The organism is Nonomuraea sp. NPDC050404 (assembly GCF_040655495.1).
In the GTDB taxonomy this organism is placed as follows: domain Bacteria; phylum Actinomycetota; class Actinomycetes; order Streptosporangiales; family Streptosporangiaceae; genus Nonomuraea.
In genome coordinates this window covers 188161-211038 of record NZ_JBFAKB010000015.1, presented here as the reverse complement: position 1 = coordinate 211038, position 22878 = coordinate 188161, and the positions used below count along the sequence as shown (strand labels likewise).

Below are 22878 nucleotides of genomic sequence, written 5' to 3'. Positions count from 1 at the left end.
CCGTCAGAGCACCCTGCGGGCGCCCGGCAGGGCGCGCACCGCGTACGCCGCCGCCCAGCACAGCGGCAGCGCGAGGGCGGTGAGCAGCGCGGCCTTCGCGATCGCGGGCGCCTGCACGCCGCTGAGCGCGTGGTTCAGTGCGACCACCACGACCGGGTGGATGACGTAGACGGTGTAGGCGTGCGCCGACAGGAAGCGGCGGCGGGGTCCCTGGTGGCCGAAGCGCGCCCGGAAGAACGTCAGCAGGCCGAGGATGATGCCGACGGCGAACGCCGACTCGCAGATCGCCAGCAGCAGGGACGGCAGGGTTCCCCCGCCCAGGGCCGCCTCTTCGGCGGAGCCCACGACGAGCAGGAGCGCGACCGCGGCGACGGCCGCGATGCCGGACCCGACACGGCCGGCCGTCCTGGACAGGCCCTGTAGCCAGCCGCGCCGGGCCGCGATCAGGCCGACCGTGAACAGCGCCGCGTACTGCGGCAGGTAGGCGGGGCTGGGCAGGCCCAGCAACGATTCCCCCATCGGCACCGCGATGCGCCACAGATAGGTGACCAGGGCCAGCCCGGCGGTGAACCCGACGATCGCGACAGCGCCGGGCGCCCGGCCCGTGGCCGGAGGCGATACGACCGTGCGCCGGCCGTTGACGGGCAGGAGCCGCCAGAGCACGTAGAGCGCGCTGAAGACGAACAACACCTCGACGAACCACATCGGCCCCGGCGTGAACGACTGCAGGTAGAACTGCCAGTAGGGCAGCTCGGTCCCCTCCGCCGCGGCGGTGTACCTGCCGATGGTCACCAGGGGGCGGAGCAGCAGCAGCCAGAGCAGCAGCGGGACTCCCAGGCGCAGCAGCCGCTCGCGCAGGAACGGCCCGGCGCCCTTGCGGTCGTAGGAGCCCGGCACGAAGAGTGCCGAGATGAGGAAGAAGGCTCCCATGAAGAACGCCTGGTTGAACACGAGTAAGAGGTCCAGGATCGTCGCCGAGGAGTCGGCCGGCGGCTCGATGTAGTACCAGCTGGGAACGTTGCTGTAGGCGATCACGGAGTGGTGGATCACCACGAGCGCCATCAGGACGGTGCGCAGGTTGTCGACGTGCAGGAGCCGAGAGGACGTGGTGGGCGCCGCGGTCAGCTCGTTGGTGGATGGGGTCATCGCTCTGCCGTTTCTCCAGGGTGTCCGGTCCGGGCGGCGTGCTCGAACAGGTCCGCGAGCTCGTCCGCGTGCGCTTCCAGGTCGTGGTCGGGGTTGGCCACCCAGTAGGCGAACATGCCGTCGATCGCGGACTGCACGGCGACGGACATCACGCGAGGATTAAAGGAACGGAACTCGCCCTCCTGCTGGCCGCGCCGGAACAACTCCTCCCGCGCCTGATAGATCGGCTCGTTGAAGTCGACGCCGTAGCGCGGCTTGCCGTCGGGGGTACGGAAGTTGTTCCTGATCTCTCGCAGGGCGAGCAGCTGGGCGCGGCGGCCCCGCATGTACGCGGCGACCGCGCGGATGTTGGCCCGCAGCGAGCCGGCCGCCGTGCTCTCCTTCTCCGTCCGCGTGACGACGTACTGGGCGATGTCGAGGTAGATCTGCTCGACGATCCGCTCCACCAGCTCGTTCTTGTCGCCGAAGTGGTAGAGGATCACGCCCTTGCTGGTGCCGGCCCGCTCGGCGATGCGCGCCAGCGAGGCGCCGGCGTAGCCCATCTCCGTGAGCGTCTCGATGGCGCTCTCGATGATCTGGGTACGCCGGGCCTCCTCGATGAACGATCGCTTCTGACCATCCGGGCCGCTTTCTGACCGCATGGTAAAAAAATAATGCGACCGGTCAGAAATTCGCAACCCCTGCTAACCGGCGTCCATGGAACGAATGCTGGCGAAGCGCTCCAGGGCCTGCTCGAAGGCGGCGGGCGAGATCGTGACACCGCCACTGAACGGGAAGTCGAGCTGGTAGACCAGGAACAGCACCATGCCCACGAGCCCGCCGACCACGGCCGCCATGGTGATGTGCGCCCTGCGGACCGGGCCGCCGCACACGACCGCCGGCAGCACCGCGATGAGCCCGCACCCGGCCAGGGCGATCCACAACAGCGGCGGCACGCCGGTGTCGGCCATCTGCGCCCTGGCCCTGCGGGCGTCGAGCACGGCCTGCATGCGGCTCATGGCCTGGCCGTAGCGGGTGGAGGCGGCGCTGGTGGCCGGCTCGATGGTCTGGAAGAAGGCGCGCAACTGCTCACTCGAACGCCAGGCCGCCTGCGACAACGTGTGCTGCTCTGCCATGAGCGGCCATTCCTGGCGGATCACCGTATTGGCGTACTCGTCGGCCACGCGCCGCAGCGTCTCGCGTTGCGCCTCGGGCAGGCTGCGGGAGTACCAGTAGACGTCGGTCAGGTTGCTGGCCTCGGTGGAGGTGGTCTGGGTGGCCGAATTGACCTGATTCCAGGCGGCGACGACCACGAGGCCGACGCTGATCGCGAACAGCGTGCCGACGATGCCGTTCACCAGGCCGCTGCCCTCGCGGAAGTCCTGCCGGACCTGCGGGGAGATGAACCGGCCCGCCAGGTGGGCGGCCAGGCCCGCGACGATGGCCGCGACCAGCGCCACGACGACGCCCATTATGCCGATGAACACGAGATCCCTACTTTCTGCGACGGAAACAATGCAGAGAGTAGCGAAAGGGAGGCGTGCGCGTCACCAGGGGCGCCCACCGGCGGACGCGCGTACTTCGTCGCGCAGGGCCCGCCGCAGCCCGGGATCCGGCGGCCGCTCGTCCCGGATCGACGGCACGGACGCCACGAGCAGGCGGGTGTAGGGGTGCCGCGGCGCCAGGAAGATCTCCTCGACGGTGCCCGTCTCCACCACCCGCCCGTGGTAGAGCACGACGACGCGGTCCGCCACGCCGCCGAGCGAGCCGAGGTCGTGCGTGATCAGCAGCACACCGAGGCCGCGGGATTCACGCAGGCGCAGCAGCAGTTCGAGGATCGTGATGCGCGTCGAGGCGTCAAGGGCGCTGACCGGCTCGTCGCAGATCAGCAGGCGCGGGTCCACCGCGATCGCGCGCCCGATCGCGACCCGCTGCCGCTGGCCGCCGGACAACTCGCCGGGATGTCTGGGCAGCAGGCCGAGCGGCAGCGAGACGAGCCGCGCGACCTGCTCCGCGGCCTCCCGCAGCCCGGCGCGATCGTGCCCGCCGCGCACGGCGAGCCCCTCGACGAGGGTGTCGAGCACGGTGCGTTCGGGGTCGAGGCTGCGCAGCGGGTCCTGGAAGACGTACTGCACGGCGCCGCCGCGGCGCGACGCCCGCAACGCGCCGCCGCGCAGCCCGCCGACCTGCCGCCCGTCGATCGCGACGGTGCCGCTACCGGCCCGCACCAGCCCGAGCACGGCCCGTGCGAGCGTGGTCTTGCCCGAGCCGGTCTCACCGATCAGCCCGACGATCTCACCGGACGCCACCGTGAGGTCGACGCCGTGCAGGATCCCGGTGCGCTTTCGGCCGTGGCCGAGCGCGACGTGCAGCCCGGAGACGTCGAGCAGCGTGGTCATCGCCCGCTCCCCTGTTCACGCACCCGGTCGATCCCGAAGCGCTCGTGGTTGCCGATCAGTTCACGCGTGTACGGATGACGCGGCGCGCGCAACACCCGCCGGGTGGGCCCCGCCTCGACGATGCCGCCGTCGCGGAACACGTACACCGTGTCGCACGTCTGCGAGATCACGGCCAGGTCGTGGGAGACGACGACGAGGGTGAGCCCCCTGTCGCGGCGCAGGTCGTTCAGCAGCTCCAGCACCTCGGCCTGCACGGTCACGTCCAGAGCCGTGGTCGCCTCGTCGGCGATCAGCAGCTCGGGCCCGGCGCTGATCGACATCGCGATCAGCACCCGCTGCAACATCCCGCCCGACAACTCGAAGGGATGTTGCGCGTAGACGTGCTCGGGGCGGTGCAGCCCCATGGCCTGCAGCAGCTCGACGGCCCGCTGTCGCGCCGCCCGGCGGCCCAGCCCGGCCTTGACCCGGAGCACCTCGGCGAGCTGCGCCCCGACGGTGATCGACGGGTTCAGGTAGGAGGCGGGATCCTGGAACACGGCCGCGAGCTCGGTGCCGCGCAGCCGCGCCCGCGCGGCGGCCGGCAACGCGGTCAGGTCGGTGCCCCTCAGCCTGATCTCTCCGCCGGTGACCTCGACGCCGACGGGCAGCAGCCCCAGAACGGCGCGGCAAGTAAGCGTCTTGCCGCTGCCGGACTCGCCGACCAGCCCGACGGCCGAGCCGCGCGGGATGTCGAGATCCACGCCGTGCACGACCTCGGAGCCATCGGCGACGCCGACGCGCAACCCGCGTACGGACAACAACACCTCGTCGCGGACGGCTCGCGCGGGCGCGCGAACCGCCGTCGCGGCGTCAGGTGAGACGGACACGGCGTGCTCCCGTTCTGCTCAGCGCCCGCGCGCGCCCGTGATCGCCGCTCGTGTCCCTGATCGCGTCGGCGAGCAGGTTGAGCGCGCCGACGGTCGCCATGATGAACAACGAGGGGAACACCGGCCCGTACGGCACCTGCGCCAGGTAGCCCAGCCCGCTCGCGACGATGCCGCCCCAGGTGGGCTCGGGCGGCACCACGCCGATGCCGAGGAAGGTCAGCGACGAGACGATCAGCAGGCCGCCGGCGGTGGCGTTGGCGGTGGCGACGACGAGCGCCGGCAGGATCTTCGACCACACGTGCGTGCGCAGCACCCACCACGTCGAGGCCCCGAAAAGCCGCGCGGCGGTCACGTACTGCGCGTTCGCGTGGCTGAGCGCGGCCGCCCTGGTGACGCGGTAGAACGACGGCGCGAGCAGGATGCCGACGGCGATCATCGCCTGGTGTACGGCGTTGCCGAGCAGCGCGGCCACCGCGATCGCGAAGATCAGGAAGGGCAGCGCGATGAGCCCGTCCATGATCCGCAGCGTGATCCATTCGTAGGCGCGCCCGAGGTACACGGAGGTGACGCCGGGCACGACGCCGATGACAAGACCGATGCCGACGGCCTCGAAGGCGGTGAACACCGAGGTCGGCGCGCCGGCCAGGACGCGGCTCAGCACGTCGCGGCCGAGGTAGTCGGTGCCGAACCAGTGCGCCGCGCCCGGCGGCCGGAGGATCTCGGCGCTGTTCTCCAGCGGGTCGTACGGCGCGAGGAAAGGTCCGGAAACCGCGAGCAGGAGCACGGCCGCCAGCACGGTCGCCGCGATGACGCCCGCGCGGGTGCGCAGGGCGCCGGTGATGGTCGTCATATCTCCCTCCGGGCGGCGGGGCGCAGCTTGACCAGCAGGACGTTGACGAGCGCGGAGGAGATCAGCACGACGCCGATCGTCACGAGCAGGGCCCCTTGCACGACAGGCACGTCACCGCCGAGCGCCGCGGTCTTGGTCAGTTCGCCGACGCCGGGCAGCGCGAACACGGTCTCGACGATGACGGCCCCGCCGATGAGCCGCGGCACGTGCATGCCGAGCACGGCGACCGCGGGGCCGGCGCCGTTGCGGAGCGCGTGGACGAGCACGACGCGCCACCCCGGCAGGCCCCGTACCCGCGCCCCCACGATGTAGTTCTCGTGCAGGGTGTCGGCCATGCCGGTGCGCAACTGGCGGGCGACGTCCGCCGCGGCGTCCAGGCTCAGCGCCACGCTCGGCAGCAGCAGGAAGCTCGCCCAGGTCAGCAGCCCGGCGGACGGGGGCGCCCAGCCGCCCGACGGCAACACCGGCACCAGCAGCGAGAACACCGTGATGAGGGCGATCGCGGCGACGAATCCTGGCACGGTCGCCAGTACGGAGGTGACGACCGTGACGGCGCGGTCCAGCCGGCCGCCCTGCCTGACGGCGGCCAGGACGCCGGAGACGCCGCCGAGCACGACGGCGATGAGCAGCGCCCCGGCGGCCACGGACAGGCTCACCGGCAGGCGCTCGGCGATGCTCTGCGCCACGGGGATCTTGGTGAACCACGAGGCGCCGAGGTCGCCGTGCAGGGCGTTCCACAACCACAGCAGGTAGCGCGACAGCAGCGGCTGGTCGAGCCCGAACGCCGCGCGCATCCTGGCCACGTCGGCGGGGGTGGCGGAGTCGCCGAGCACGACCGAGGCGGGGTCCTGGTCCGTCAGCCCGCCGAGCATGAAGGTGACGAAGGTGGACACGAGCACCACGGGGACCGCGATCAGCAGGGCGCGGCCGGCTGCCGCGGCCACGCGGTGGGGCGAGAGGACGCCGGTACGCACGTTCAGCGTGGTCACTTCTCCACCCGAACGCCCTCGAAGCGCTGGATGTCCACCCAGTTCCGCAGGCCGTGCACCTTGGGGGTGTGCGCCGTGAAGCGGGTCACCGTGAACAGGAACACGTTCGGCATGTTCGTCACCGCGATCCTGGTGGCGGCCTGGATCGCCGCCGGGTAGGCGGGGTCGGTCAGCGGATATCCGCTCGCCCTGGCGACCGCCGCGGGCAGCCCGGCGGGGGTGGTCTTGCCGAGGTTCATCAGGCCCTGCGCTCCGAACAGCACCTGCAGCGCCTGCACCGGCGACTGGCGGGCGTTGAACTGGTCGAGCACGAACGGGTACCTGCGCGTGATGTAGTTGTTGACGCCCGGCGTCTGCACGGTGAGCGTCGTGCGGATGCCGGCGGCGTTCAGCTGCCGCTGGATCAGCTCACCGACGGGATCCTCCGCCTTGCCCAGCGCGAGCTGGATGTCGATGCCGTCCGGGTGTCCCGCCTCGGCCAGCAGCCGCTTCGCCTTGGCCACGTCGTGCGGGTAGAGGTTGTCCAGCTCCGGGTCGTGGGCGACGTAACCCTCGGGGAACGGCTGCCAGACCGGCCGGCCGTGGCCGAAGTTGGCCGTCCTGACCAGCGCCTGCCGGTCGATCGCCGTACTGATCGCCCGGACGACCTTGGGGTTGTCGAACGGCTTCACCGTGTTGTTCACGTCGAGGACGCGGACCGGCAGCACCTCGGTCGTCCCGACCGGGAACCCGGCGGCCTTGACCCCGCCGACCTGCGACGCGGTGAGGTCCGCGACGTCGAACTGGCCCGATTGGAGGCCCGCGACCGCGACGGACGGGTCAGGGGCCGGCTTGAGGACGAAGTTCGTGACGTGGATCTGGTCCGCGTTCCAGAACGTGGGGTTCTTCACCAGCGTCGCCTGCGACCCGGGCACGTAGCTCTTCAGGACGAAGGGCCCGGCGCCGACCGGCCGGGTGGCCAGCCCGGTGGCGTCCTTCGCCGCCGCCGGGCTGACGACCTGCCCGGTCTTGCCCGACAACAACAACGGGATCTGGTAGTCCACCTGGCTGAGACGCAGTGTCACGTCGGTGGTGCTGTCGGCGGTGATGCTCTCGACGGTGGTCAGTTGCGGTGCGACCGTCGAGTCCTTCGCGCCCTTGCCGCGTTCCAGGCTCGCCTTGACGGCGGCCGCGTCGAGTTTCGTGCCGTCGGAGAAGGTCAGGCCCGGCCGCAGGTGGAAGGTGACCGAGCGGCCGTCCTTGGCGTACGTCCACGACCGCGCGAGGCCGGGCCTGGCCTCGCCCTTCTCGTCCGTCTCGGTGATCCCCTCGTAGACGAGGGTCAGCGCGTGCACGTCGTTGCCGACCGCGGAGGTCACCGGGTCCCAGGTGGAAGGCAGCGACCATCCCCAGGTCAGGGTGTCGCCGCGGTCGCCGGCGGCGGACATGTTGCCGACCGAGGTCTGGGAGGCGCAGCCGGTGAGCACGAGCGCCGCGACCGCGAGGACGTTCTTGAGTGCCTTACCCGCTCTCATCACCTACTGTCCCGCCCCGATGAGGGCCCGCGCGCGGGCGGTCGCGCCGGCGCGCAGCAGCGGGACGAGCTCCTTACCCCACTCGCGCACGTCACGCAGCGGGTCGAAGCCGCGGATCAGGAAGGTCCCGATGCCGAGGTCGTAGTACTTCAGCAGCGCGTCGGCGACCTGCCGCGGCGTGCCGACCAGGGCGGTGGAGTTGCCGCCGCCGTCGGTCAGCCGGGTGACGCCGAACCAGAGCCGCTCGTCGTGCACGAGCTTCTGCTCCGCCTCCTCCTTCAGCCGTTTCGCGCCGACCGCCGTATTCTCGCCGCGGCCGATCCGCCACTTCCCCGCGCCGCCCTGGGCGAGGTCGTTCTCGAAGGCGCGGCGGATCGCGTCGGCCTTCTCCCAGGCCGCGTCCTCCGTCTCGGCCACGATCGGGCGTACGGACAGGGAGAATTCGATCTGGCGGCCGTGCCGTGCGGCCTCGGCGCGGATCAGTTCGACGCGTTCGCGCGTCTGCGCCAGGGGCTCGCCCCACAGGGCGTAGACGTCGGCCCACCGGCCGCCCACCCGGATCGCGTCGTCGGACTGCCCGCCGAAGAAGATCGGCACCGGCCCGTGCGGCTTGACCGAGCTGAACGCGCCCTCGAAGCGGTAGAACTCCCCCTCGTGGTCGAAGGGCTCGTCCGAGGTGAGGGTGCGCCGCAGCACGTCGATGAACTCCGCGGTACGCCGGTAGCGCGCGGCCTTGTTCTCGAAGTCCCCGTCGCGCCGCTGGTCGGTGTCGCTGCCGCCGGTGATGTGGTGGATCGCCACGCGGCCGGCGCCGGTGAGGTTGTCCAGCGTCGCCAGCTTGCGCGCGGTCAGGGTGGGCTGGATGAATCCGGGCCGCTGGGCGATGAGGACGCGGAGCCGTTCGGTGTTGTAGAGCACGTGGGCGGCCGCGGCGAAGCCCTCGGGCGAGCTGGCGCTGTGGGCGACGAGCGCGCGGTCGAAACCGGCCTCCTCATGGGCGCGGGCGAAGTCGGCGAGGTAACCGGGATCGACGACCGGTCCCCGCCAACCGGCGCTTTCCGAGCCGTAGGTGGTCGAGACCATCCCCAGGATCTGGATCGGCAATGTGGGTGACTGGTTCACATCCAGCAGCCTGCGGTCTTGCCCGCCGGAGTGTCCAACGACGCTTTCTAATCACGGCCGATCACCTCCCGTGATAAATACCCTTACATCAGGTAGGAATAATGGGTATGATGTGGGCATGAACCGTACGCTGGACATCGCCCCGTTGCGCAGCTTCGTCGCTGTCGCCGACGCCGGCGGCTTCCAGCGCGCCGCCGACGCCCTGCACCTCAGCCAGGGGGCGGTGAGCCAGCACGTGCGCCGGCTGGAGTCCGCGATCGGCCGCCCGCTGGTGGAGCGCCGCGGCCGGGGTTCGAGGTTCACCGCCGACGGCGAGAAGCTGCTGAGCCTGGCGCGAGGTCTTCTGGCGCTGCACGACGAGGTGCTGCAGAGCTTCGGCGACGAGGCCAGGGGCACGGTCGTCATCGGCTCGACCGAGCATGCGGCGGCCCAGTTGCTGCCGTCCCTGGCGAGCACCCTCGACGGGTCGGCGCCCCGCTACTCGGTCAGGTTCAGGATCGACCGCGCCAGCAAACTCCGTGAGAGTTTCGCGACCGGACGCGTCGACCTGGCCCTGCTGCTCGGCCCCGCCGACGACCCGCGCGCCACCCCGGTCGGCGACCTGAACCTCGCCTGGTACTCCGCGCCCGGATGGAGGCCGCCGAGGGCACGCGAGCCGCTTCCCATCGTCGCCTTCGACAATCCCTGCGCGCTTCGTGATCGCGCCCTCGCGACCCTGTCGCACCACTCGATCCCGGTCGCCATCGCCGCGGAGGCCAACCAGCTGGCCGGCGTGCAGGCGGCCGTCAGCGCGGGTGCGGGCGTGGCGCTGCTGGCGACGCTCGGGCAGACCCCGGAGGGTCTCGTGGCCCGCGACGATCTGCCGCGGCCCAATCCCCTGCCGCTGGCGTTGTGGACCCGCCAGGGTGTCGCGCCCGCGGTCTCCGAGCGGGTGTCGGCCGCGCTGCGCCGCCTTCTGACGGCCCCGGTCCTGGCCGGGGTGCCACCGCACGAACTCGTACTCGCCAGAGGAGCCTGATGCCTGTTCAGCCAGCCGACGCGGCCGGTGAGGGATTTGTCCGTACGCGCAGCGGCGTCCTCGTGCCCGCCGGCATCGACCCGTTCCACCGGACCCTGCACCATGTCGCCCCGAGCGGCCTGATCGGCCAGACGTCGCAGACCTCGGGGATGACGCGGGTCGAGGCCATCAGCGGCAAGACGGTCGGCGCGGGGAACCTCTGGATGGGCCAGACCCATGTCGCCGCCTCGACAACGTCGGGCAACCACCACCACGGGGCGTCCGAGACCGCGATCTATGTCGTGTCCGGGCACCCGGCCTTCGTGTTCCTGGACGTCGAGGGCGACGAACCGGTGGAACGCCGGATACAGACCAGTCCCGGCGACTACATCTTCGTACCGCCGTACATCCCGCATCGCGAGGAGAACCCCGACCCGGAGACCGAGGCCGTCGTCGTCATCGCCCGCACGACCCAGGAGGCGATCGTGGTGAACCTCGACGGCCTCGACTGGTCCACGGCCGGGATCCGCTCAATCTAAGGAGCCGATTAGGGCACATGCCGGATCCCGGCACTCCCGCACCCTTGCCAGGCTCAGCCTGTTATCGGAACGGGCAAGGGATCGGTGGATGCGGCGTCGCAAGTTTGCCGGTACGCCATGGTGATCAGCACGCGCGTGCTCCGCAGCCGCCGGACCAGGAAGCCGATCAGCTCGCGGGTGGAGCGGTCGGACCAGTGCAGGTCGTCGATGACGAGGGCCAGGGTGCCTTCCCGTCCGAGGCGTTCAAACAGGGCGCCGAACAGCTCGAACAGCCGTGCCTGCCCGCCGTACCCGAGGTCGAGGTCGCCGCCGGACTCGGGCAGCAACGCGATCAGCTCCTTGCCGGCCGGGGCGAGTCCTGACGGGGTGAGTCCGGGCGGCGTGCCGTCGCCGGCCTGGCGGATCAGGTCGCGCAGCAGCGCGGAGAACGGGGCCAGCGGCAGGCCCTCGGTGCCGAGTTCGACGCACGAGCCCCGCAGCACCCGCACGCCGGCCTCCTCCAGGCGTCCGGCCAGGTGCTCCATGAGGTAGGTCTTGCCGATGCCGGCCTCACCGCCGAGGACCACGAAAACGGGCTCGCCGGCGTGCGCCGTCCGGAGCGCCTCGTCCAGGAGTGCGAGTTGTTCACGTCGCCCGATGAGCTCCATGGCTGTCCCCTGTGGCTGCGACTGTGACTACGACGGTGACTACGACGGTGTGGTCGTCCGGTTGCGCTGGTAGTGGCGGGCGGCCTTGGTGCGGCTGCCGCAGCCCTCCATGGAGCACCAGCGCCTGGCGCCGTTGCGTGAGGTGTCGTAGAAGTACAGGACGCAGGCCGGATGCGCGCAGTGGCGGATGCGTGAGGGTTGCTGCCGCAGCAGTTCCAGGTAGTTGCCGGCCGCCCGCCAGGCCGGCAGCCAGCCGTCCTCGGCGTGGACCTCTTCGCGGGGCATGCCCTGGCGCAGGACGTGCCGCACCGCGCCACGGGCGAGGACGGCGTTGAGCTCCTCCTCGGCGCGTTCGTCGCCGCGTTCGAGTATGCCGCGCAGCGCCGCGCGGGCCTGCCGCAAGGGAGTTTCGGCCGGGCCGGCCGGGCCGGGCAGGTGGTGTTCGGCGAGCCAGGCGGCGACGCCGCCCGGCTCGTCGAACAGGTCGTGGTCGCGGCCCCGGTCCACCCACTGCGTGTTCACGAGGTCGAGGGCGAGAGGCTCGCCGACCAGCGGTCGCTGCATCATCCACTGATCTTACCCCCGTCGGCGGCTTGACAGGTAAGAGACCGCGTTCTAGCTTTCTAACCATCAAACAGATTTACGCTGGTTAGAAAATCGGAGAACGTCATGAGCGACACCGCATCAGCCACCACCGTCGACCAGCGTGCCGTGCGGCACCGCACCGCCACCGTCGACGGCCGCACCGTGTTCTACCGGGAGGCGGGTGACCCGGCGGCGCCGAGCCTCGTGCTGCTGCACGGGTTCCCGACGTCCTCGCACATGTTCCGCGCGCTGATGAGCGACCTCGCCGACCGGTTCCACCTCATCGCCCCCGACCACATCGGCTTCGGCTACTCCGACGCCCCGGCCGTCACCGACTTCGACTACTCCTTCGACAACCTCGCGGCCGTCACCACGGGCCTGCTCGACCGGCTCGGCCTGGACCGCTTCGCGCTCTACGTCATGGACTACGGCGCGCCGATCGGGTTGCGCATCGCCTCCCGGCAACCGCACCGGATCACCGGCCTGATCGTGCAGTCGGGCAACGCCTACAACGAGGGCTTCACCCCGTTCTGGGAGGGTTTGTTCGCCTACGCCCGGGATCGTGCCGCGCACGAACCGGCCATGCGCAAGATGCTGGAACCGGAGGCGACGCGGTGGCAGTACACCCACGGCGTGCCCGCCGACCGGCTGGACCGGCTCACCCCGGACACCTGGACGCTCGACCAGGCTCTACTGGAACGGCCCGGCAACAAGGAGGTGCAGCTGCAGCTCTTCTTCGACTACCAGACGAACCTGCCGCTGTACGCGACGTTCCAGGAGTACTTCCGTACGCATCGGCCGCCCATGCTGATCACCTGGGGCGAGCACGACGAGATCTTCGGCGCCGACGGCGCCCGCGCGTACACCCGTGACCTGCCCGACGCGGAGCTTCACCTGCTGGACGCGGGGCACTTCGCGCTGGAGACCCACGGCGAGGAGATCGCCGGGCTGATCCGCGACTTCCTCGGCCGGATCCGGCACTGAGCCGCCGGCGGTCACACGTCCCAGGCGACCGGAATGCTCTTGACCCCGTAGATGTCGGCGACCTCGGGGTGCAGGGCGACCTCATCGGCCGGCACGGCCAGCCGCAGCGCCGGGAAGCGGCCGAGCAGCGCGGGCAGCGCGACCCGCATCTCGACGCGGGCCAGCTGCTGGCCCAGGCACTGGTGGATGCCGTGGCCGAAGCCCAGGTGGCCGCCTTCCCGACGCTGGAGGTCGAGGGTGTGCGGGTCGGTGAAGCGCTCGGCGTCGCGGTTGGCGGTGTTCATCGACACGATGACCGTCGTACCGGCCTTGACGGTGTGGCCGCCCAGCTCGATGTCCTCCAGCGCGACCCGCGCGAACGTCTTGGCGACGGTCAGGTACCGCATCAGCTCCTCGTCGGTCAGGTCGCCGTCGGTGAGTTCGCTGAGCACGTCGTCGGTCGGGTTGGCACGCTTGGCGGTCACCAGCTCGGCGAGGTACTGCTGGACCGCGAGGTAGGCGGCGATCAGCTCCTCGTCGCTGGTCTCGCCGCCCATGAACTTGTCGATGTTGTCCTGGAAGGAGACAGGATCTTCACGGCGGTGGTCTTGCCCGCCCCGTTCGAGCCGAGCAGCGCGAAGATGCCGCCCCGCGCCACCGCGAAGTCCACCCCGCGCAGCACCCGAAGCTCCTTGTAGGACTTCTCCAGGCCCCGCACCTCGATCACCGTCATCAGAGCGTCCCGTCTTCCTTCTCGGGGTCCTCGCCGGCGGCGCGCGCGACGGCGTCGGTGAAGCGCTCCCGCTCCCGGCCGATCCACCGCCCGACCGAGTAGTTGCGTACGAACGCCTCGACGAACTCCACGGGGTCCTGTCCGAAGATCTCGCGGATCGGGGTCCCGTCCGCCGCGGCCTGCTCGAACAGATCGGCCAGGTCCTCGTGCATCGAGGCCGCGTCGGCGCCGTCCCCCGGCCCGAAGTGCATCAGGTAGCGCTCCATCGCCTCGACCGCCGTGCGGTAGTTCTCGGGAAGCTTCTTGACCCGCGCCTTGTACTGCCGCCAGCGCCTCTTGTCCTCCAGCGACCCGGTGACCACCTCCAGGTACTGCAGGTAGCGCTTCTTCGGTTCGTTCGGTTCTGTGCCCATGCCCAGCCCTTGCTACTAAGTGGCGATGACTACCGGTACAAAGTAACACCGACTACTGGTACATAGCAACACTAGATAGCTCGTCAAGATCGCGATGGTGGGCGTCGAGTCCGCGTAGAGGTTCCGTCAGTACGGGGCCGCTCCGGGGCGTTCCGCTGCCAGGCTGAGGTGATCACTCACGCACGGACGAAAGCCGCACCAAGCACATGAACCCGCATCCCCGGACACCTGCCGGCCCGAACGAGATCGAGATCGAACGGTCCCGGATCAGGGAGATCAGGTCCCGCCTGCCCGAAGCCGCCAGGCAGCTGGACGGCGTGCTGCCCAGGCTGGTCTCGCTCGCCGTGGCCGAGTCGGCGTTCACCTCGTTCACCTACTCGCTGGCGCTGGCCTACAACGAGGCCGAGGCGTACACGCTGGCGGAGGTGCGCCGTCGCGTCGATGACACGGTACGCATCCAGGACGGGGTGACCGCTTCCCTCGGCGCCTGGCAGGACGCCGAGGCCGCGAGCACGGTGAGGACGGCGTGAACGCCGCCGAACTGGCGCGAAGCGGCCTGGCCATGGGCACGGCCGCGGCGGTGACGCTGGCCGCGCTCGGCGTGCCGGCGGCCTGGCCGTTCGTCGGAAAGATGTACATCCACCAGTACGACCCGCGGACGTTCTTCGACGGCGCGCGGACCTGGCTGGCGGTGCACGACGACGTGGCGGCCACCCGGCTGAACGTCGGGAGCCTGGTCGGCGAGGTGGCCACGACGGGCTGGCGGAGCGAGGACGGCCGCGCCTTCGAGCGCCACCTGGACGCCTACCTGGCCGGCCTGCGCTCGATCGAGATCCGCGCCATCGTCACCGCCCTGACGCTGTACACGGCCGGTGCGGCGCTCGTCGCGATGGTGCTGCTGCAGTTCCTGGTCGCGGCGGCGATGGCGGCGCTGGCGCTCTGGGTGCTGATCACGGCGGTGACCCCGCTCGGCCTGGCCGCCGCCCGCGTGGCGGCCACGCGCTGCCTGACCAGCCTGTACGGGGGTTACGTGGCGGTGGAGTCGGCACTCAACGCGCTGCTGCACGGCTGCGCCGCCGCCCTGACCGCGACCGTCGGCGTGGACGTCGGCGTCAAGGCGGCCCGTGGCGACGACAGCGGGTTGCGTGATCTGGCGTCGGCCACCTTCGCCCAGGGCCCGATGCTGGTCTGGGGCACCGCGAACCGGATCGAGCGCGACCTGACCGCGCACGGCCTCGCCGGCCGCCATCCGCGTACGGGTGCGCCACTCCCCCAGGGCGTGCCGCAGGCGGCGGGCGCCAAAGCACTGAACGACGTCATGGGCGGCAGCCAGACGATCACCGGCCGGTACGTGCCCGAACAGGCCGCCGACGGCTCCTACACCTTCCCCTGGGAGTGACCAGCATGGATTTCGAGCAGGCGCTCGGCCTGGACCCCGAACGGCTCGCGGCCGACGCCGACCACCTCTTCAGCCGGCTGAGCCGGTTGCCCGACGAGCCCGCGACGGCCCGCGCCGAGTCGCCGGACGGCTGGGTGAGGGTCACCTACGACTCGCGCTCCGGCGTACGGGACCTGCGTCTCGACCCGCGCGCCATGCGCCTGGAGTCGGCGAAGCTGGCCGAGACCATCCTCGACCTGATCCAGCGGGCCAGGCAGCAGGCCGAGACCGAAGCCCGCGACCAGGCCGAGCACTTCGTGGGCCGGGGCAACAGCCTGCTCACCGACCGCCACCTCATCGCCGACCGGCTCGGCGAGGCCACCGGCACGATCTTGGCGAACCTGGAGCAGGCGAACACGACGATCGACCGGGTACGCGCCCTGCTCCTTCACGCAAGGCATCGATGAATCACCAGAAACGTTCGCGGACGCCCTAGGACCGTACGACCCGGGCCGGGTCCCAGCCGGGCCGCGGCACCGCGTCGAGCAGCAGCCGCGTGTACGGATGCTCCGGTTCGGCCAGCACCCGCTCCACCGGCCCTCGCTCCACCACCACCCCGTGGTGCAGCACCAGCGTCTGTTCGCACAGGTGCCGCACCACGGCCAGGTCGTGGCTGACGAACAGCAGCGCGACGCCGGCCTCGCGCCGCACCCGGCCGAGCAGTTCGAGGATCTGCGCCTGGATCGACACGTCGAGCGCGGCCACCGCCTCGTCCAGCACCAGCACCGACGGCTCCACCGCCAGCGCCCTGGCGATCGCCAGCCGCTGGCGCTGGCCGCCGCTGAGCTGATGCGGCCGGGCCCCGGCCTCCCGGGTGCCAAGCCCGACCTGTTCGAGCAGTTCGGGGGCGCGAGAGAGGGGCCGGCCGTGCAGCTTGAGCGCCGTGTGCAGGCACTGGACGGCACTCAGCCGGGGGTCGAGCGAGATGTACGGATCCTGGAACACCATCTGGATCTCCCTGGCCCTGCGCAACCGGGCGACCCTGCCGCGTTCACGCGAGAGGCGTTCACGCCCGTTCACCGTGATCGTGCCCGAGTCGGGGGCGACGAGGCCGACGAGCATGCGGGCGATCGTGGTCTTGCCGGAGCCGGACTCCCCCACCAGGCCGAGCGAGCCACCGGCGGCCAGGTCGAAGGAGACCGCGTCGGCGGCGGTCGTGGGGCCGTAGGTCTTGCACAGGTCGCGTACGGCGAGCATCAGGCCTCCACCAGGCGGCAGGCGGCGGAACCGCCGGATACGGTCACGGGCTCGGGCAGCCACCGCTCGCACGCGTCGGTGGCGTGCGGGCAGCGCGGCGCGAAGGGGCAGCCGGTGAAGGCGTCGTCGAGGGACGGCGGCCGGCCCGGGATGGGGCGGATGGGGCGCGGGTCGCCGAGCTCGGGCGTGCAGGCCAGCAGCCCGGCCGTGTACGGATGCCGCGGATCCTCGAACAGTTCCTTGGCCGGTCGCGACTCCACCACCGTGCCCGCGTAGAGCACGTGCACCCGATCGCAGAACGCCGCCGCGAGCTGCAGGTCGTGCGTGATGAACAACATGCCGAGCTGCCGTTCCGCCTGCACCCGGCGCAGCAGCGCGAGCGTCTCGGCCTGCGTGGTGACGTCGAGCGCGCTCGTCGCCTCGTCGGCCAGCAGCAGCGCCGGGTCGGCGGCCAGCGCGGCGGCGATGACCACGCGCTGGAGCATGCCGCCGGACAACTCGTGCGGATACTGCCGCATGCGCAGTTCGGGATCGCGCATGCCGACCGCGGCCAGCAGTTCCAGGGCCCGCGCGCGGGCCTCGGCCTTGGGGCGGCCCAATGTGAGCACCATGCGCTCGGTCAGGAAGTCGCCGATCCTGCGCACCGGGTTGAGCGACGAGCGCGGATCCTGATAAATCATCGCAACCTGGGAGGCTCGCAGGTCGCGCAGCGCGGCCGGGGACATGGTGAGCACGTCGTCGCCGGACACCGCCACCCGCCCCGACGCCCGCGCGCCGGCCGGCAGCAGCCGCAGCACCGAGCGGGCGATCGTGGACTTGCCCGACCCGGACTCGCCCACCAGGCCCACGATCTCGCCCTTGCCCACCGTGAGCGACACCTCGCGCAGGATCGGCCGCCGGCCGCCCGCCTCGATCGTCAGCCCTTCCACCGAGAGCAGCATCACGTCCCCTTCACGCCCATGCGGTCGTCCACGCGCCCGCCGATCACGCTTTCACGCCCATGCGGTCGGCCACGCGCACGCCGATCACGTTGAACGACACGACCACCAGCGCGATGGCCGCGCCCGGCACCAGCACCGGCAGGAACGCCCCCTGCACGATCGCCGGCTGCCCCTCCTTGACCATGAGCCCCCAGTCGGAGGACGGCGGCTGCGCCCCGAACCCGAGGAAGCTCAGCGTGGCCAGGCTCATCAGCCCCTCACCGAACAGCACGACCAGGTAGCCGACGAGCGAGCGCGCCATGTTCGGCACCAGATGCCGCACGCAGATCGTGAACCCGCCCATGCCCTGCACCCGGTAGGCGTCGATGTACGGCTTGGCGCACTCCGCCAGCGCGACGCTCCTGGTGTACTTGGCGATCGTCGGCGTGTACGCCAGCCCGAGCGCCACCACCGCCGTCGTCATCCCGTTGCCGAACACCGCCACGATCAGCACCACGAACAGCAGCCCGGGGAAGGCGTACATGACGTCGGTCAGCCGGGACACCACGGCGTCCACCCAGCCCCGGTGCCAGGCGGCCAGCGTGCCGAGCGCGACGCCGAGCACCGAGGCGATGGCCAGTAGCACCAGGGGGCCGATCAGGGAGGTGCGGGCGCCGTACAGGATCCTGGTGAACAGGTCGCGGCCCGACTGGTCGGCGCCGAGCAGGTGCTCGGGGGACATCGGCGCGAGCGTGGCGGCGAAGTCGACCGCGTCGGGCTGGTAGGGGGCCACCAGCGGGGCCAGCGCCGCCGCCGTCACGACCAGCGCGAGGAAGGCCGAGGACAACCAGTAGCCGAGGGGCCGCGCGGTCTTCGGGGACAGCGTGGCGATCGCGGTGGTCATGCCCGCCTCCTCACTCTGGGGTCGATCAGCGGCTGGACGAGGTCGACCAGCGTGGTCACGGCGATGTAGGCGGCAACCATGAGTAGCAGCACCGCCTGCGTCACGGGGAAGTCGTGGGTGTTGATCGCGTGCACCAGCAGCGAGCCGATGCCGTTGAGCCCGAACGCGGTCTCCACGGTCACCGTCCCCGCCAGCATCCCGGCCGTGACGAGCCCGCACATGGTCACGATGGGCCCGAGCGCTCCCCGCAGCACGTGCCTGACCACGATCAGCCGCTCGGGCAGGCCGGAGGCGCGGGCCACGCTCACGTGGTCGAGTTCGCGCTGCTCGATCATGGCCTGCCTGGTCACCCGGCTGATGATGGCCAGCGCGCCGAGCGCCAGCGTCACGGCGGGCAGCGTCAGATGCCACAGCGAGCCGCCGCCCATGACCGGGAACCAGCCGAGCTGCACGCCGAACAGCGAGATCAGCGCGGTGGCGATGACGAACGGCGGCACCGAAGTGGCGAACGTGGTGCCCGCGACGACGGCCGCGTCGGTGCGCCCGCCGCGCACCGCGGCCAGCACCCCGAGCGCGATCCCGAACACCACGAACAGCACCGCCGCGTACGCGACCAGCCCGAACGTGCTCGGCAGCCGGGCCAGCAGCAGGTCGAACACCTGGTCGTTGTACTGCGTGGAGCGGCCGAGGTCGCCGGTCACCGCGTCGCCGAGCCAGCGCCCGTACTGGACCAGGAACGGGTCGTCCAGGTGGTATTGGGCGCGAATGGCCGCCAGGTACTCGGGGGTCAGGTTCTCCTTGCCGCCCGCCAGGAACGTCACCGGATCGCCCGGGGCCGCGTAGGACGCCCCGAAGATCACGAATGAGGTGGCGAGCAGCGTGGCGACCAGCCCGGCCAGCTTGCGGACCACTGGCCTCAGCCCTTGGCCCCGAGATCGGCCGCCCACGGATAGCCCATATGGACCTGGGAGGCGGGCGGTCCCGTCACCTTGCCGCCGAGCACGACCGCGTTGGGCACCTCGACCAGCGAGATCCACACCATGTCGGCGGTGAAGAGCCGCTGCAGCTCGATGACGTCCTTGGCGCGGGCCGCGTCGTCGGTGGTCGCCAGCGCCTTGGCCACGAGCTTGTCGTATGCGGGCGAGCTGAAGCCGACCCAGTTGTTGGCCGAGCCGGTCAGGCCGTTGTCGTAGAAGCCGACGGGGTCGGACTTGGTGATGTACCAGTCGTCGGGCACGAGGTCGACCTGCGCGCGGAGCGATTTGTCGGTATAGAAGCTGCCGAACTCTGACGCCGGGACGGTCTTGATCTGCGCGTTCAGCCCGATCTTCTTGGCCGCGTCCACGACGGCGTTGGCGATCACCGTGCGGGACTGCTCGCCGTTGGTCGCCACGATGATCGGCTCCTTCGGCGACCCGGCCTCCCGCACCAGCTTCTTGGCCTCTTCGACCTGCGGCGACTCGGGCGCGCCCGGCAACTCGTCGTACGCCTTCTGGAACGCCTCCTTCTCGTACGACCAGGCCCCGGCTCCGACCGGCACCTTCCACGGCCTGGCCAGCCCCGCGAACCCGGACTTGGCGATACCCGCCCGGTCCACGGCCAGCGACAACGCCCGCCGGACCTTCGCGTCCTTCAGCACCCCGCGATCGGTCGGCAGCAGCACGAACACCCGCGTGGTCGCGCCGTAGGCCACACTGACCCCCTGGTTGGCCTGCAGCGCCACCGCGGGCCCGGGGTCGGACAGGTAGGCCCCCTGCGCCGACCCCGTGACCAGGCTGTTGACCAGCGCCGTCTCATCGGCCCACTGGAAGGTGACGCTCTTGGTGAGCGGCTTGACGGCCTTGTTCCAGTACGCGTCGTACCGCTCGATCGTGATCTTCGACCCGGACGCCCACTCCTTCAGCCGGTACGGCCCGCTGCAGGCGTCCTCCTTGCCCGGCGTGCCGAAGTCCTTGCCGAGCCGCTCCACGACCTTCTTGTTCAGCACGATCCCGGCGCCACCCGCGATGGCCTGCACGAACAGCGAGTTGGGCCGCTTGAAGGCGATCGTGACCTCGTGCTCGCCGGTCTTGGCGACCGACTCGACGTCCTCGAACTCGTCGGACTCGTCCCTGCCCTCTTCCGCGTGCCGCTTCAGGCTCCACACCACGTCGTCGGCCGTGACCGGCGAGCCGTCGTGGAACGTGGCGTCCCGGCGCAGCGTGAGCACCATGGTCTTCGGGTCAGACTGCTCGGCCTTCTCCGCCAGCCACGGCTTGACCGTCATGTCGGGCTGGGTCTGCATGAGCCGCTCGCAGACGTTGGCCATGACCGTGCGGTTGGGGGTGCCGCCGTCGAGGTCGAGGTCGAGGGTGCCGGGCTCCTCGGTGAGCAGCCACACGGCATTGTCGACCGGCCCCGTCGCCTTGGCGGTGCGTTCGACGAGTGTGAGCTTGGCGGGGTCGGGGCCCTTGGTCGTGGCGGCGGGGCCGCCGCAGGCGGCGACCAGCGCGGCCAGCCCGATCAGGGGGATGAGTCTTCTCACGGGGTCACCACTCCATGCGGTCCGTCGTAGAGGTTCCAGGGCACGCGCTCGTACTCGTGGTCGCAGGGCGTGCCGGCCGCGATCAAGTAGTCGCCCGTGGTGAGGTCGACGCAGCTCGACAGCAGGGTCGCCCACCGCTTGACGGCGGGCTGGTTCTCGTCGGGGTGGGTGCAGAGCGACTCGGGGTAGCCCAGGTGGTCGGACATGGCGAGCCTGATGCGCTTGCGGGCCTCGTCGGTGCCGGACGCCTCGCGTACCGTACGCAGCCCTTCCTCGGCCCTCGGCACCCTGAACAACGAGTCGGCCGAGCCGGGCCGGTAGGACGCGGCGAGTTGCGGCGGCACGAACGCCTGGTAGTGGTTGCCGTGCACGAGCAGCCCGCCGGTCGGATACATCCAGCCGACCGCGCCCGGCGTGGTCTCCAGGTCGATCGCGAACCCGGCGCGGTGTGTGACCAGCGCGTTGCTGGCGATGTGGGCCCGCGACTTGGTCAGCGCCTCCAGCGCGGAGTTGAGGTCGCCGCTGTCCAGCACCCGCCGCCTGACCAGGGTCTGCGGCACGCCCACCGAGTCGTCGAAACGGCCGCCGAGCCCGTTGGCGTTGAGTGCGATGCCCGCCGAGTTGGCCCCCTGCCGCCCGACCTGCCCCGCCTCGACATGCATGATCACCGTGGGCTTGCCGGGCTGGACCACCCGCAGCACCATCAGCGTGTCACGGACGCCGTCGCGCCAGTCCCAGTTCTGGCCCGCGTAGACGTGCCCGTCGCCGGACGCCTCGCCCAGCAGCGCGAACGAGGTGCACCCGTCGGGCTCCATGGAGCTGAAGGTGGTGTCGTAGATGATTTCGCCACGGGCGTTGAGCGCGAGCACGTCGAGGAAGCCGATGCCCGCGCCCTCGGCGATGCCCTCCATCTCCTCGACCAGGTCGGGCGCGAACGCCCTGCTCGGCTCGGCCCAGCGCGCCGCGCGTTCGACGACCTGCTCCCACGCCAGGCCGCTGGAGTGCGCGAACGCCTCGGCGTAGTAGGTCAGCGCCCGCTCGATGCGCACACGCGCCTGCTCGCCGTACTGCCGTCCGCGCTCGCGTGGAGCGCCGGAGATCTCGACGAGGGGCAGGGAAGTGAGACTCAATGGTGCTCCTTGGACCGGCCGGAACCCTGTAACGTTCATTTCAGGGGACGGCGGACTCTGTAGCGGCTGTTTCCAAGCAAGAGTAATGAGCGCTACACGGGAGTCAAGAGCCGTAATGGAAAATACACACAGTCCGATCGAGCAGCTCAGGGTGCAGGTCAGACAGCTCTGGGAGGAGCTGTCGCCCGCCGAGCGGGCGGTGTGTCACTACTTGATCTCCGCCTCGCCGGAGCAGATCCTGTTCGCCAGCGCCCAGGAGCTGGGCGCCGCGACGGGCACGAGCAACGCCACCGTCGTACGCACGATGCAGCGGCTCGGCTTCGGCGGCCTGCCGGGGCTCAAGCGTGCCCTGGCGGCCGAGTTCACTTCTGCCGTGCCCCCCGACGTGCGGCTCAAGCAGCGCATCAGCCATGTCGGCCAGGACCTGCCGGGCATCTGGGAGCGGGTGTTCGACGAGGCCCGTGAGCGCGTCGAGCACTGCAGCAGGCTGCTCGACGCGGAGGCGTTCAAGAAGGCGGTGGAGCTGCTGGTCAACGCGCCCGGCGTGTTCGTCTACGGCGCGGGGGCCTCCGAGCCGGCCGCCCACCACCTGGCGCTCAAGCTCAACCGGCGCGGCCATCGGGCCCGCGCCGTGTCGGCGACCGGCTTCGCCCTGGCCGACGACCTGCTCCTGCTCTCGCACGGCGAGGTGCTGGTGATCTTCCAGCCCGGCCGCCGGCTCAAGGAGATCACCGTGCTGATCGACCGGGCGCACGCGGTGGGGGCGGGCATCGTGCTGATCTCCGACGAGCTCGGCGGCTCGTTCGCCGACCGCGTGGACGCGACCCTGGCGGCCCCGCACACCCCCACGGGCATCACGGCCGAGCCGCTGACCGGCATCATCGTGGCCGACGCGCTGCTGCTGGCGCTCAACTCGCTCGACGAGTCCCGCTCGGTCGAGCACTCCCACCAGCTCAGCGCCTTACGCGAACAACTCCTCGGCCCCCGCCCCACCAGCAAGTGACCCCCCGCGTTCACCCCCTC

Annotated in this window: 26 protein-coding genes and 1 pseudogene; 7 read left to right on the top strand and 20 right to left on the bottom strand. The window is 71.0% G+C overall.

From position 1 onward, the window contains the following. Positions 1–3: 3 nt before the first annotated feature. Genes AB0I81_RS36705 through AB0I81_RS36665 form a run of 9 tightly spaced genes read right to left on the bottom strand, consistent with a single transcriptional unit; the run spans position 4 to position 8865 of the window. Positions 4–1146, bottom strand: coding sequence for an acyltransferase family protein (locus tag AB0I81_RS36705; RefSeq protein WP_360666579.1), 1143 nt, complete (start codon positions 1144–1146; stop codon positions 4–6). Next, a complete protein-coding gene (locus AB0I81_RS36700) occupies positions 1143–1787 on the bottom strand; it encodes a TetR/AcrR family transcriptional regulator (protein WP_360666576.1) in 645 nt (214 codons plus the stop codon). The genes AB0I81_RS36705 and AB0I81_RS36700 overlap by 4 nt, the downstream gene beginning before the upstream one ends. Positions 1788–1829: 42 nt before the next feature. Next, a complete protein-coding gene (locus AB0I81_RS36695; RefSeq protein ID WP_360666573.1) occupies positions 1830–2612 on the bottom strand; it encodes a DUF4239 domain-containing protein in 783 nt (260 codons plus the stop codon). A gap of 60 nt (positions 2613–2672) precedes the next feature. Next, a complete protein-coding gene (locus AB0I81_RS36690) occupies positions 2673–3524 on the bottom strand; it encodes an ATP-binding cassette domain-containing protein (RefSeq protein WP_360666571.1) in 852 nt (283 codons plus the stop codon). Next, positions 3521–4390 carry an ABC transporter ATP-binding protein gene (locus AB0I81_RS36685; protein ID WP_360666569.1) on the bottom strand — a complete coding sequence of 290 codons (870 nt, stop codon included), beginning with the start codon at positions 4388–4390 and terminating at the stop codon, positions 3521–3523. Before AB0I81_RS36685 ends, AB0I81_RS36690 begins: the two co-directional genes overlap by 4 nt. Further along, positions 4374–5240 carry an ABC transporter permease gene (locus tag AB0I81_RS36680; protein WP_360666566.1) on the bottom strand — a complete coding sequence of 289 codons (867 nt, stop codon included), beginning with the start codon at positions 5238–5240 and terminating at the stop codon, positions 4374–4376. Before AB0I81_RS36680 ends, AB0I81_RS36685 begins: the two co-directional genes overlap by 17 nt. Further along, on the bottom strand, positions 5237–6229 hold the full coding sequence (locus AB0I81_RS36675) for an ABC transporter permease (RefSeq protein ID WP_360666563.1): 993 nt from the start codon (positions 6227–6229) through the stop codon (positions 5237–5239). Before AB0I81_RS36675 ends, AB0I81_RS36680 begins: the two co-directional genes overlap by 4 nt. Beyond that, the gene (locus AB0I81_RS36670; RefSeq protein WP_360666560.1) at positions 6226–7743 is read right to left on the bottom strand and encodes an ABC transporter substrate-binding protein; all 1518 of its coding nucleotides are present in this window, start codon (positions 7741–7743) and stop codon (positions 6226–6228) included. The genes AB0I81_RS36675 and AB0I81_RS36670 overlap by 4 nt, the downstream gene beginning before the upstream one ends. A gap of 3 nt (positions 7744–7746) precedes the next feature. Further along, the gene (locus AB0I81_RS36665) at positions 7747–8865 is read right to left on the bottom strand and encodes an LLM class flavin-dependent oxidoreductase (RefSeq protein ID WP_360666558.1); all 1119 of its coding nucleotides are present in this window, start codon (positions 8863–8865) and stop codon (positions 7747–7749) included. A gap of 118 nt (positions 8866–8983) precedes the next feature. Here AB0I81_RS36665 and AB0I81_RS36660 point away from each other — a divergent pair, with 118 nt between their 5' ends. After that, the gene (locus AB0I81_RS36660) at positions 8984–9883 is read left to right on the top strand and encodes a LysR substrate-binding domain-containing protein (protein WP_360666555.1); all 900 of its coding nucleotides are present in this window, start codon (positions 8984–8986) and stop codon (positions 9881–9883) included. Continuing rightward, positions 9883–10401 carry a cupin domain-containing protein gene (locus AB0I81_RS36655; RefSeq protein WP_360666552.1) on the top strand — a complete coding sequence of 173 codons (519 nt, stop codon included), beginning with the start codon at positions 9883–9885 and terminating at the stop codon, positions 10399–10401. The genes AB0I81_RS36660 and AB0I81_RS36655 overlap by 1 nt, the downstream gene beginning before the upstream one ends. Positions 10402–10454: 53 nt before the next feature. Here AB0I81_RS36655 and AB0I81_RS36650 read toward each other — a convergent pair whose 3' ends face one another. After that, positions 10455–11048 carry an ATP-binding protein gene (locus tag AB0I81_RS36650; protein WP_360666550.1) on the bottom strand — a complete coding sequence of 198 codons (594 nt, stop codon included), beginning with the start codon at positions 11046–11048 and terminating at the stop codon, positions 10455–10457. 39 nt (positions 11049–11087) lie between these two features. Then, the gene (locus tag AB0I81_RS36645) at positions 11088–11615 is read right to left on the bottom strand and encodes a CGNR zinc finger domain-containing protein (protein ID WP_360666547.1); all 528 of its coding nucleotides are present in this window, start codon (positions 11613–11615) and stop codon (positions 11088–11090) included. 102 nt (positions 11616–11717) lie between these two features. On the opposite strand from AB0I81_RS36645, the gene AB0I81_RS36640 reads away from it, so the two are divergent. Continuing rightward, positions 11718–12617 (top strand): alpha/beta hydrolase, encoded by a 900-nt coding sequence (locus AB0I81_RS36640; protein ID WP_360666544.1) that lies wholly within the window; start codon positions 11718–11720, stop codon positions 12615–12617. A gap of 11 nt (positions 12618–12628) precedes the next feature. Here AB0I81_RS36640 and AB0I81_RS36635 read toward each other — a convergent pair. From AB0I81_RS36635 to AB0I81_RS36625, 3 genes and pseudogenes are all read right to left on the bottom strand, one after another. Further along, positions 12629–13192, bottom strand: a pseudogene (locus AB0I81_RS36635) (cytochrome P450); the annotation flags it as partial. Beyond that, positions 13123–13329, bottom strand: coding sequence for an ATP-binding cassette domain-containing protein (locus tag AB0I81_RS36630; protein WP_360666541.1), 207 nt, complete (start codon positions 13327–13329; stop codon positions 13123–13125). The gene AB0I81_RS36630 and the pseudogene AB0I81_RS36635, both read right to left, overlap by 70 nt. After that, positions 13329–13742, bottom strand: coding sequence for a DUF1048 domain-containing protein (locus tag AB0I81_RS36625; RefSeq protein WP_360666538.1), 414 nt, complete (start codon positions 13740–13742; stop codon positions 13329–13331). Before AB0I81_RS36625 ends, AB0I81_RS36630 begins: the two co-directional genes overlap by 1 nt. A 206-nt stretch (positions 13743–13948) precedes the next feature. Between AB0I81_RS36625 and AB0I81_RS36620 the strand changes: the two genes are divergently transcribed. Genes AB0I81_RS36620 through AB0I81_RS36610 form a run of 3 tightly spaced genes read left to right on the top strand, consistent with a single transcriptional unit; the run spans position 13949 to position 15587 of the window. Next, the gene (locus AB0I81_RS36620) at positions 13949–14272 is read left to right on the top strand and encodes a hypothetical protein (RefSeq protein ID WP_360666535.1); all 324 of its coding nucleotides are present in this window, start codon (positions 13949–13951) and stop codon (positions 14270–14272) included. Further along, entirely contained in the window at positions 14269–15141 is an 873-nt protein-coding gene (locus AB0I81_RS36615) for a hypothetical protein (RefSeq protein WP_360666532.1), read from the top strand. The genes AB0I81_RS36620 and AB0I81_RS36615 overlap by 4 nt, the downstream gene beginning before the upstream one ends. A 5-nt stretch (positions 15142–15146) precedes the next feature. Beyond that, positions 15147–15587 (top strand): YbaB/EbfC family nucleoid-associated protein, encoded by a 441-nt coding sequence (locus AB0I81_RS36610; protein ID WP_360666529.1) that lies wholly within the window; start codon positions 15147–15149, stop codon positions 15585–15587. A gap of 25 nt (positions 15588–15612) precedes the next feature. On the opposite strand, the gene AB0I81_RS36605 is transcribed toward AB0I81_RS36610, so the two are convergent. Genes AB0I81_RS36605 through AB0I81_RS36580 form a run of 6 tightly spaced genes read right to left on the bottom strand, consistent with a single transcriptional unit; the run spans position 15613 to position 21855 of the window. Beyond that, positions 15613–16377 (bottom strand): ABC transporter ATP-binding protein, encoded by a 765-nt coding sequence (locus AB0I81_RS36605; protein ID WP_360666527.1) that lies wholly within the window; start codon positions 16375–16377, stop codon positions 15613–15615. Further along, positions 16377–17318, bottom strand: a complete 942-nt coding sequence (locus tag AB0I81_RS36600; protein ID WP_360666524.1) for an ABC transporter ATP-binding protein — start codon at positions 17316–17318, stop codon at positions 16377–16379. Before AB0I81_RS36600 ends, AB0I81_RS36605 begins: the two co-directional genes overlap by 1 nt. A 43-nt stretch (positions 17319–17361) precedes the next feature. Next, positions 17362–18201 carry an ABC transporter permease gene (locus tag AB0I81_RS36595; RefSeq protein WP_360666521.1) on the bottom strand — a complete coding sequence of 280 codons (840 nt, stop codon included), beginning with the start codon at positions 18199–18201 and terminating at the stop codon, positions 17362–17364. Then, positions 18198–19112 (bottom strand): ABC transporter permease, encoded by a 915-nt coding sequence (locus tag AB0I81_RS36590; RefSeq protein ID WP_360666518.1) that lies wholly within the window; start codon positions 19110–19112, stop codon positions 18198–18200. The genes AB0I81_RS36595 and AB0I81_RS36590 overlap by 4 nt, the downstream gene beginning before the upstream one ends. Positions 19113–19117: 5 nt before the next feature. Continuing rightward, positions 19118–20725: an ABC transporter substrate-binding protein gene (locus AB0I81_RS36585; protein ID WP_360666515.1), complete on the bottom strand. Its 1608-nt coding sequence runs from the start codon at positions 20723–20725 to the stop codon at positions 19118–19120. Beyond that, a complete protein-coding gene (locus AB0I81_RS36580) occupies positions 20722–21855 on the bottom strand; it encodes a C45 family peptidase (RefSeq protein WP_360666512.1) in 1134 nt (377 codons plus the stop codon). The genes AB0I81_RS36585 and AB0I81_RS36580 overlap by 4 nt, the downstream gene beginning before the upstream one ends. A gap of 115 nt (positions 21856–21970) precedes the next feature. Here AB0I81_RS36580 and AB0I81_RS36575 point away from each other — a divergent pair, with 115 nt between their 5' ends. Further along, positions 21971–22858, top strand: a complete 888-nt coding sequence (locus AB0I81_RS36575; protein WP_360666509.1) for a MurR/RpiR family transcriptional regulator — start codon at positions 21971–21973, stop codon at positions 22856–22858. Positions 22859–22878 lie beyond the last annotated feature (20 nt).

Coding starts and splice junctions, on each gene's coding strand:
- AB0I81_RS36705 (WP_360666579.1), bottom strand. CDS start 1,146: ATGACCCCATCCACCAACGAGCTGACCGCGGCGCCCACCACGTCCTCT.
- AB0I81_RS36700 (WP_360666576.1), bottom strand. CDS start 1,787: ATGCGGTCAGAAAGCGGCCCGGATGGTCAGAAGCGATCGTTCATCGAG.
- AB0I81_RS36690 (WP_360666571.1), bottom strand. CDS start 3,524: ATGACCACGCTGCTCGACGTCTCCGGGCTGCACGTCGCGCTCGGCCAC.
- AB0I81_RS36680 (WP_360666566.1), bottom strand. CDS start 5,240: ATGACGACCATCACCGGCGCCCTGCGCACCCGCGCGGGCGTCATCGCG.
- AB0I81_RS36670 (WP_360666560.1), bottom strand. CDS start 7,743: ATGAGAGCGGGTAAGGCACTCAAGAACGTCCTCGCGGTCGCGGCGCTC.
- AB0I81_RS36660 (WP_360666555.1), top strand. CDS start 8,984: ATGAACCGTACGCTGGACATCGCCCCGTTGCGCAGCTTCGTCGCTGTC.
- AB0I81_RS36655 (WP_360666552.1), top strand. CDS start 9,883: ATGCCTGTTCAGCCAGCCGACGCGGCCGGTGAGGGATTTGTCCGTACG.
- AB0I81_RS36650 (WP_360666550.1), bottom strand. CDS start 11,048: ATGGAGCTCATCGGGCGACGTGAACAACTCGCACTCCTGGACGAGGCG.
- AB0I81_RS36645 (WP_360666547.1), bottom strand. CDS start 11,615: ATGATGCAGCGACCGCTGGTCGGCGAGCCTCTCGCCCTCGACCTCGTG.
- AB0I81_RS36640 (WP_360666544.1), top strand. CDS start 11,718: ATGAGCGACACCGCATCAGCCACCACCGTCGACCAGCGTGCCGTGCGG.
- AB0I81_RS36630 (WP_360666541.1), bottom strand. CDS start 13,329: ATGACGGTGATCGAGGTGCGGGGCCTGGAGAAGTCCTACAAGGAGCTT.
- AB0I81_RS36625 (WP_360666538.1), bottom strand. CDS start 13,742: ATGGGCACAGAACCGAACGAACCGAAGAAGCGCTACCTGCAGTACCTG.
- AB0I81_RS36620 (WP_360666535.1), top strand. CDS start 13,949: ATGAACCCGCATCCCCGGACACCTGCCGGCCCGAACGAGATCGAGATC.
- AB0I81_RS36610 (WP_360666529.1), top strand. CDS start 15,147: ATGGATTTCGAGCAGGCGCTCGGCCTGGACCCCGAACGGCTCGCGGCC.
- AB0I81_RS36605 (WP_360666527.1), bottom strand. CDS start 16,377: ATGCTCGCCGTACGCGACCTGTGCAAGACCTACGGCCCCACGACCGCC.
- AB0I81_RS36600 (WP_360666524.1), bottom strand. CDS start 17,318: ATGCTGCTCTCGGTGGAAGGGCTGACGATCGAGGCGGGCGGCCGGCGG.
- AB0I81_RS36595 (WP_360666521.1), bottom strand. CDS start 18,201: ATGACCACCGCGATCGCCACGCTGTCCCCGAAGACCGCGCGGCCCCTC.
- AB0I81_RS36575 (WP_360666509.1), top strand. CDS start 21,971: ATGGAAAATACACACAGTCCGATCGAGCAGCTCAGGGTGCAGGTCAGA.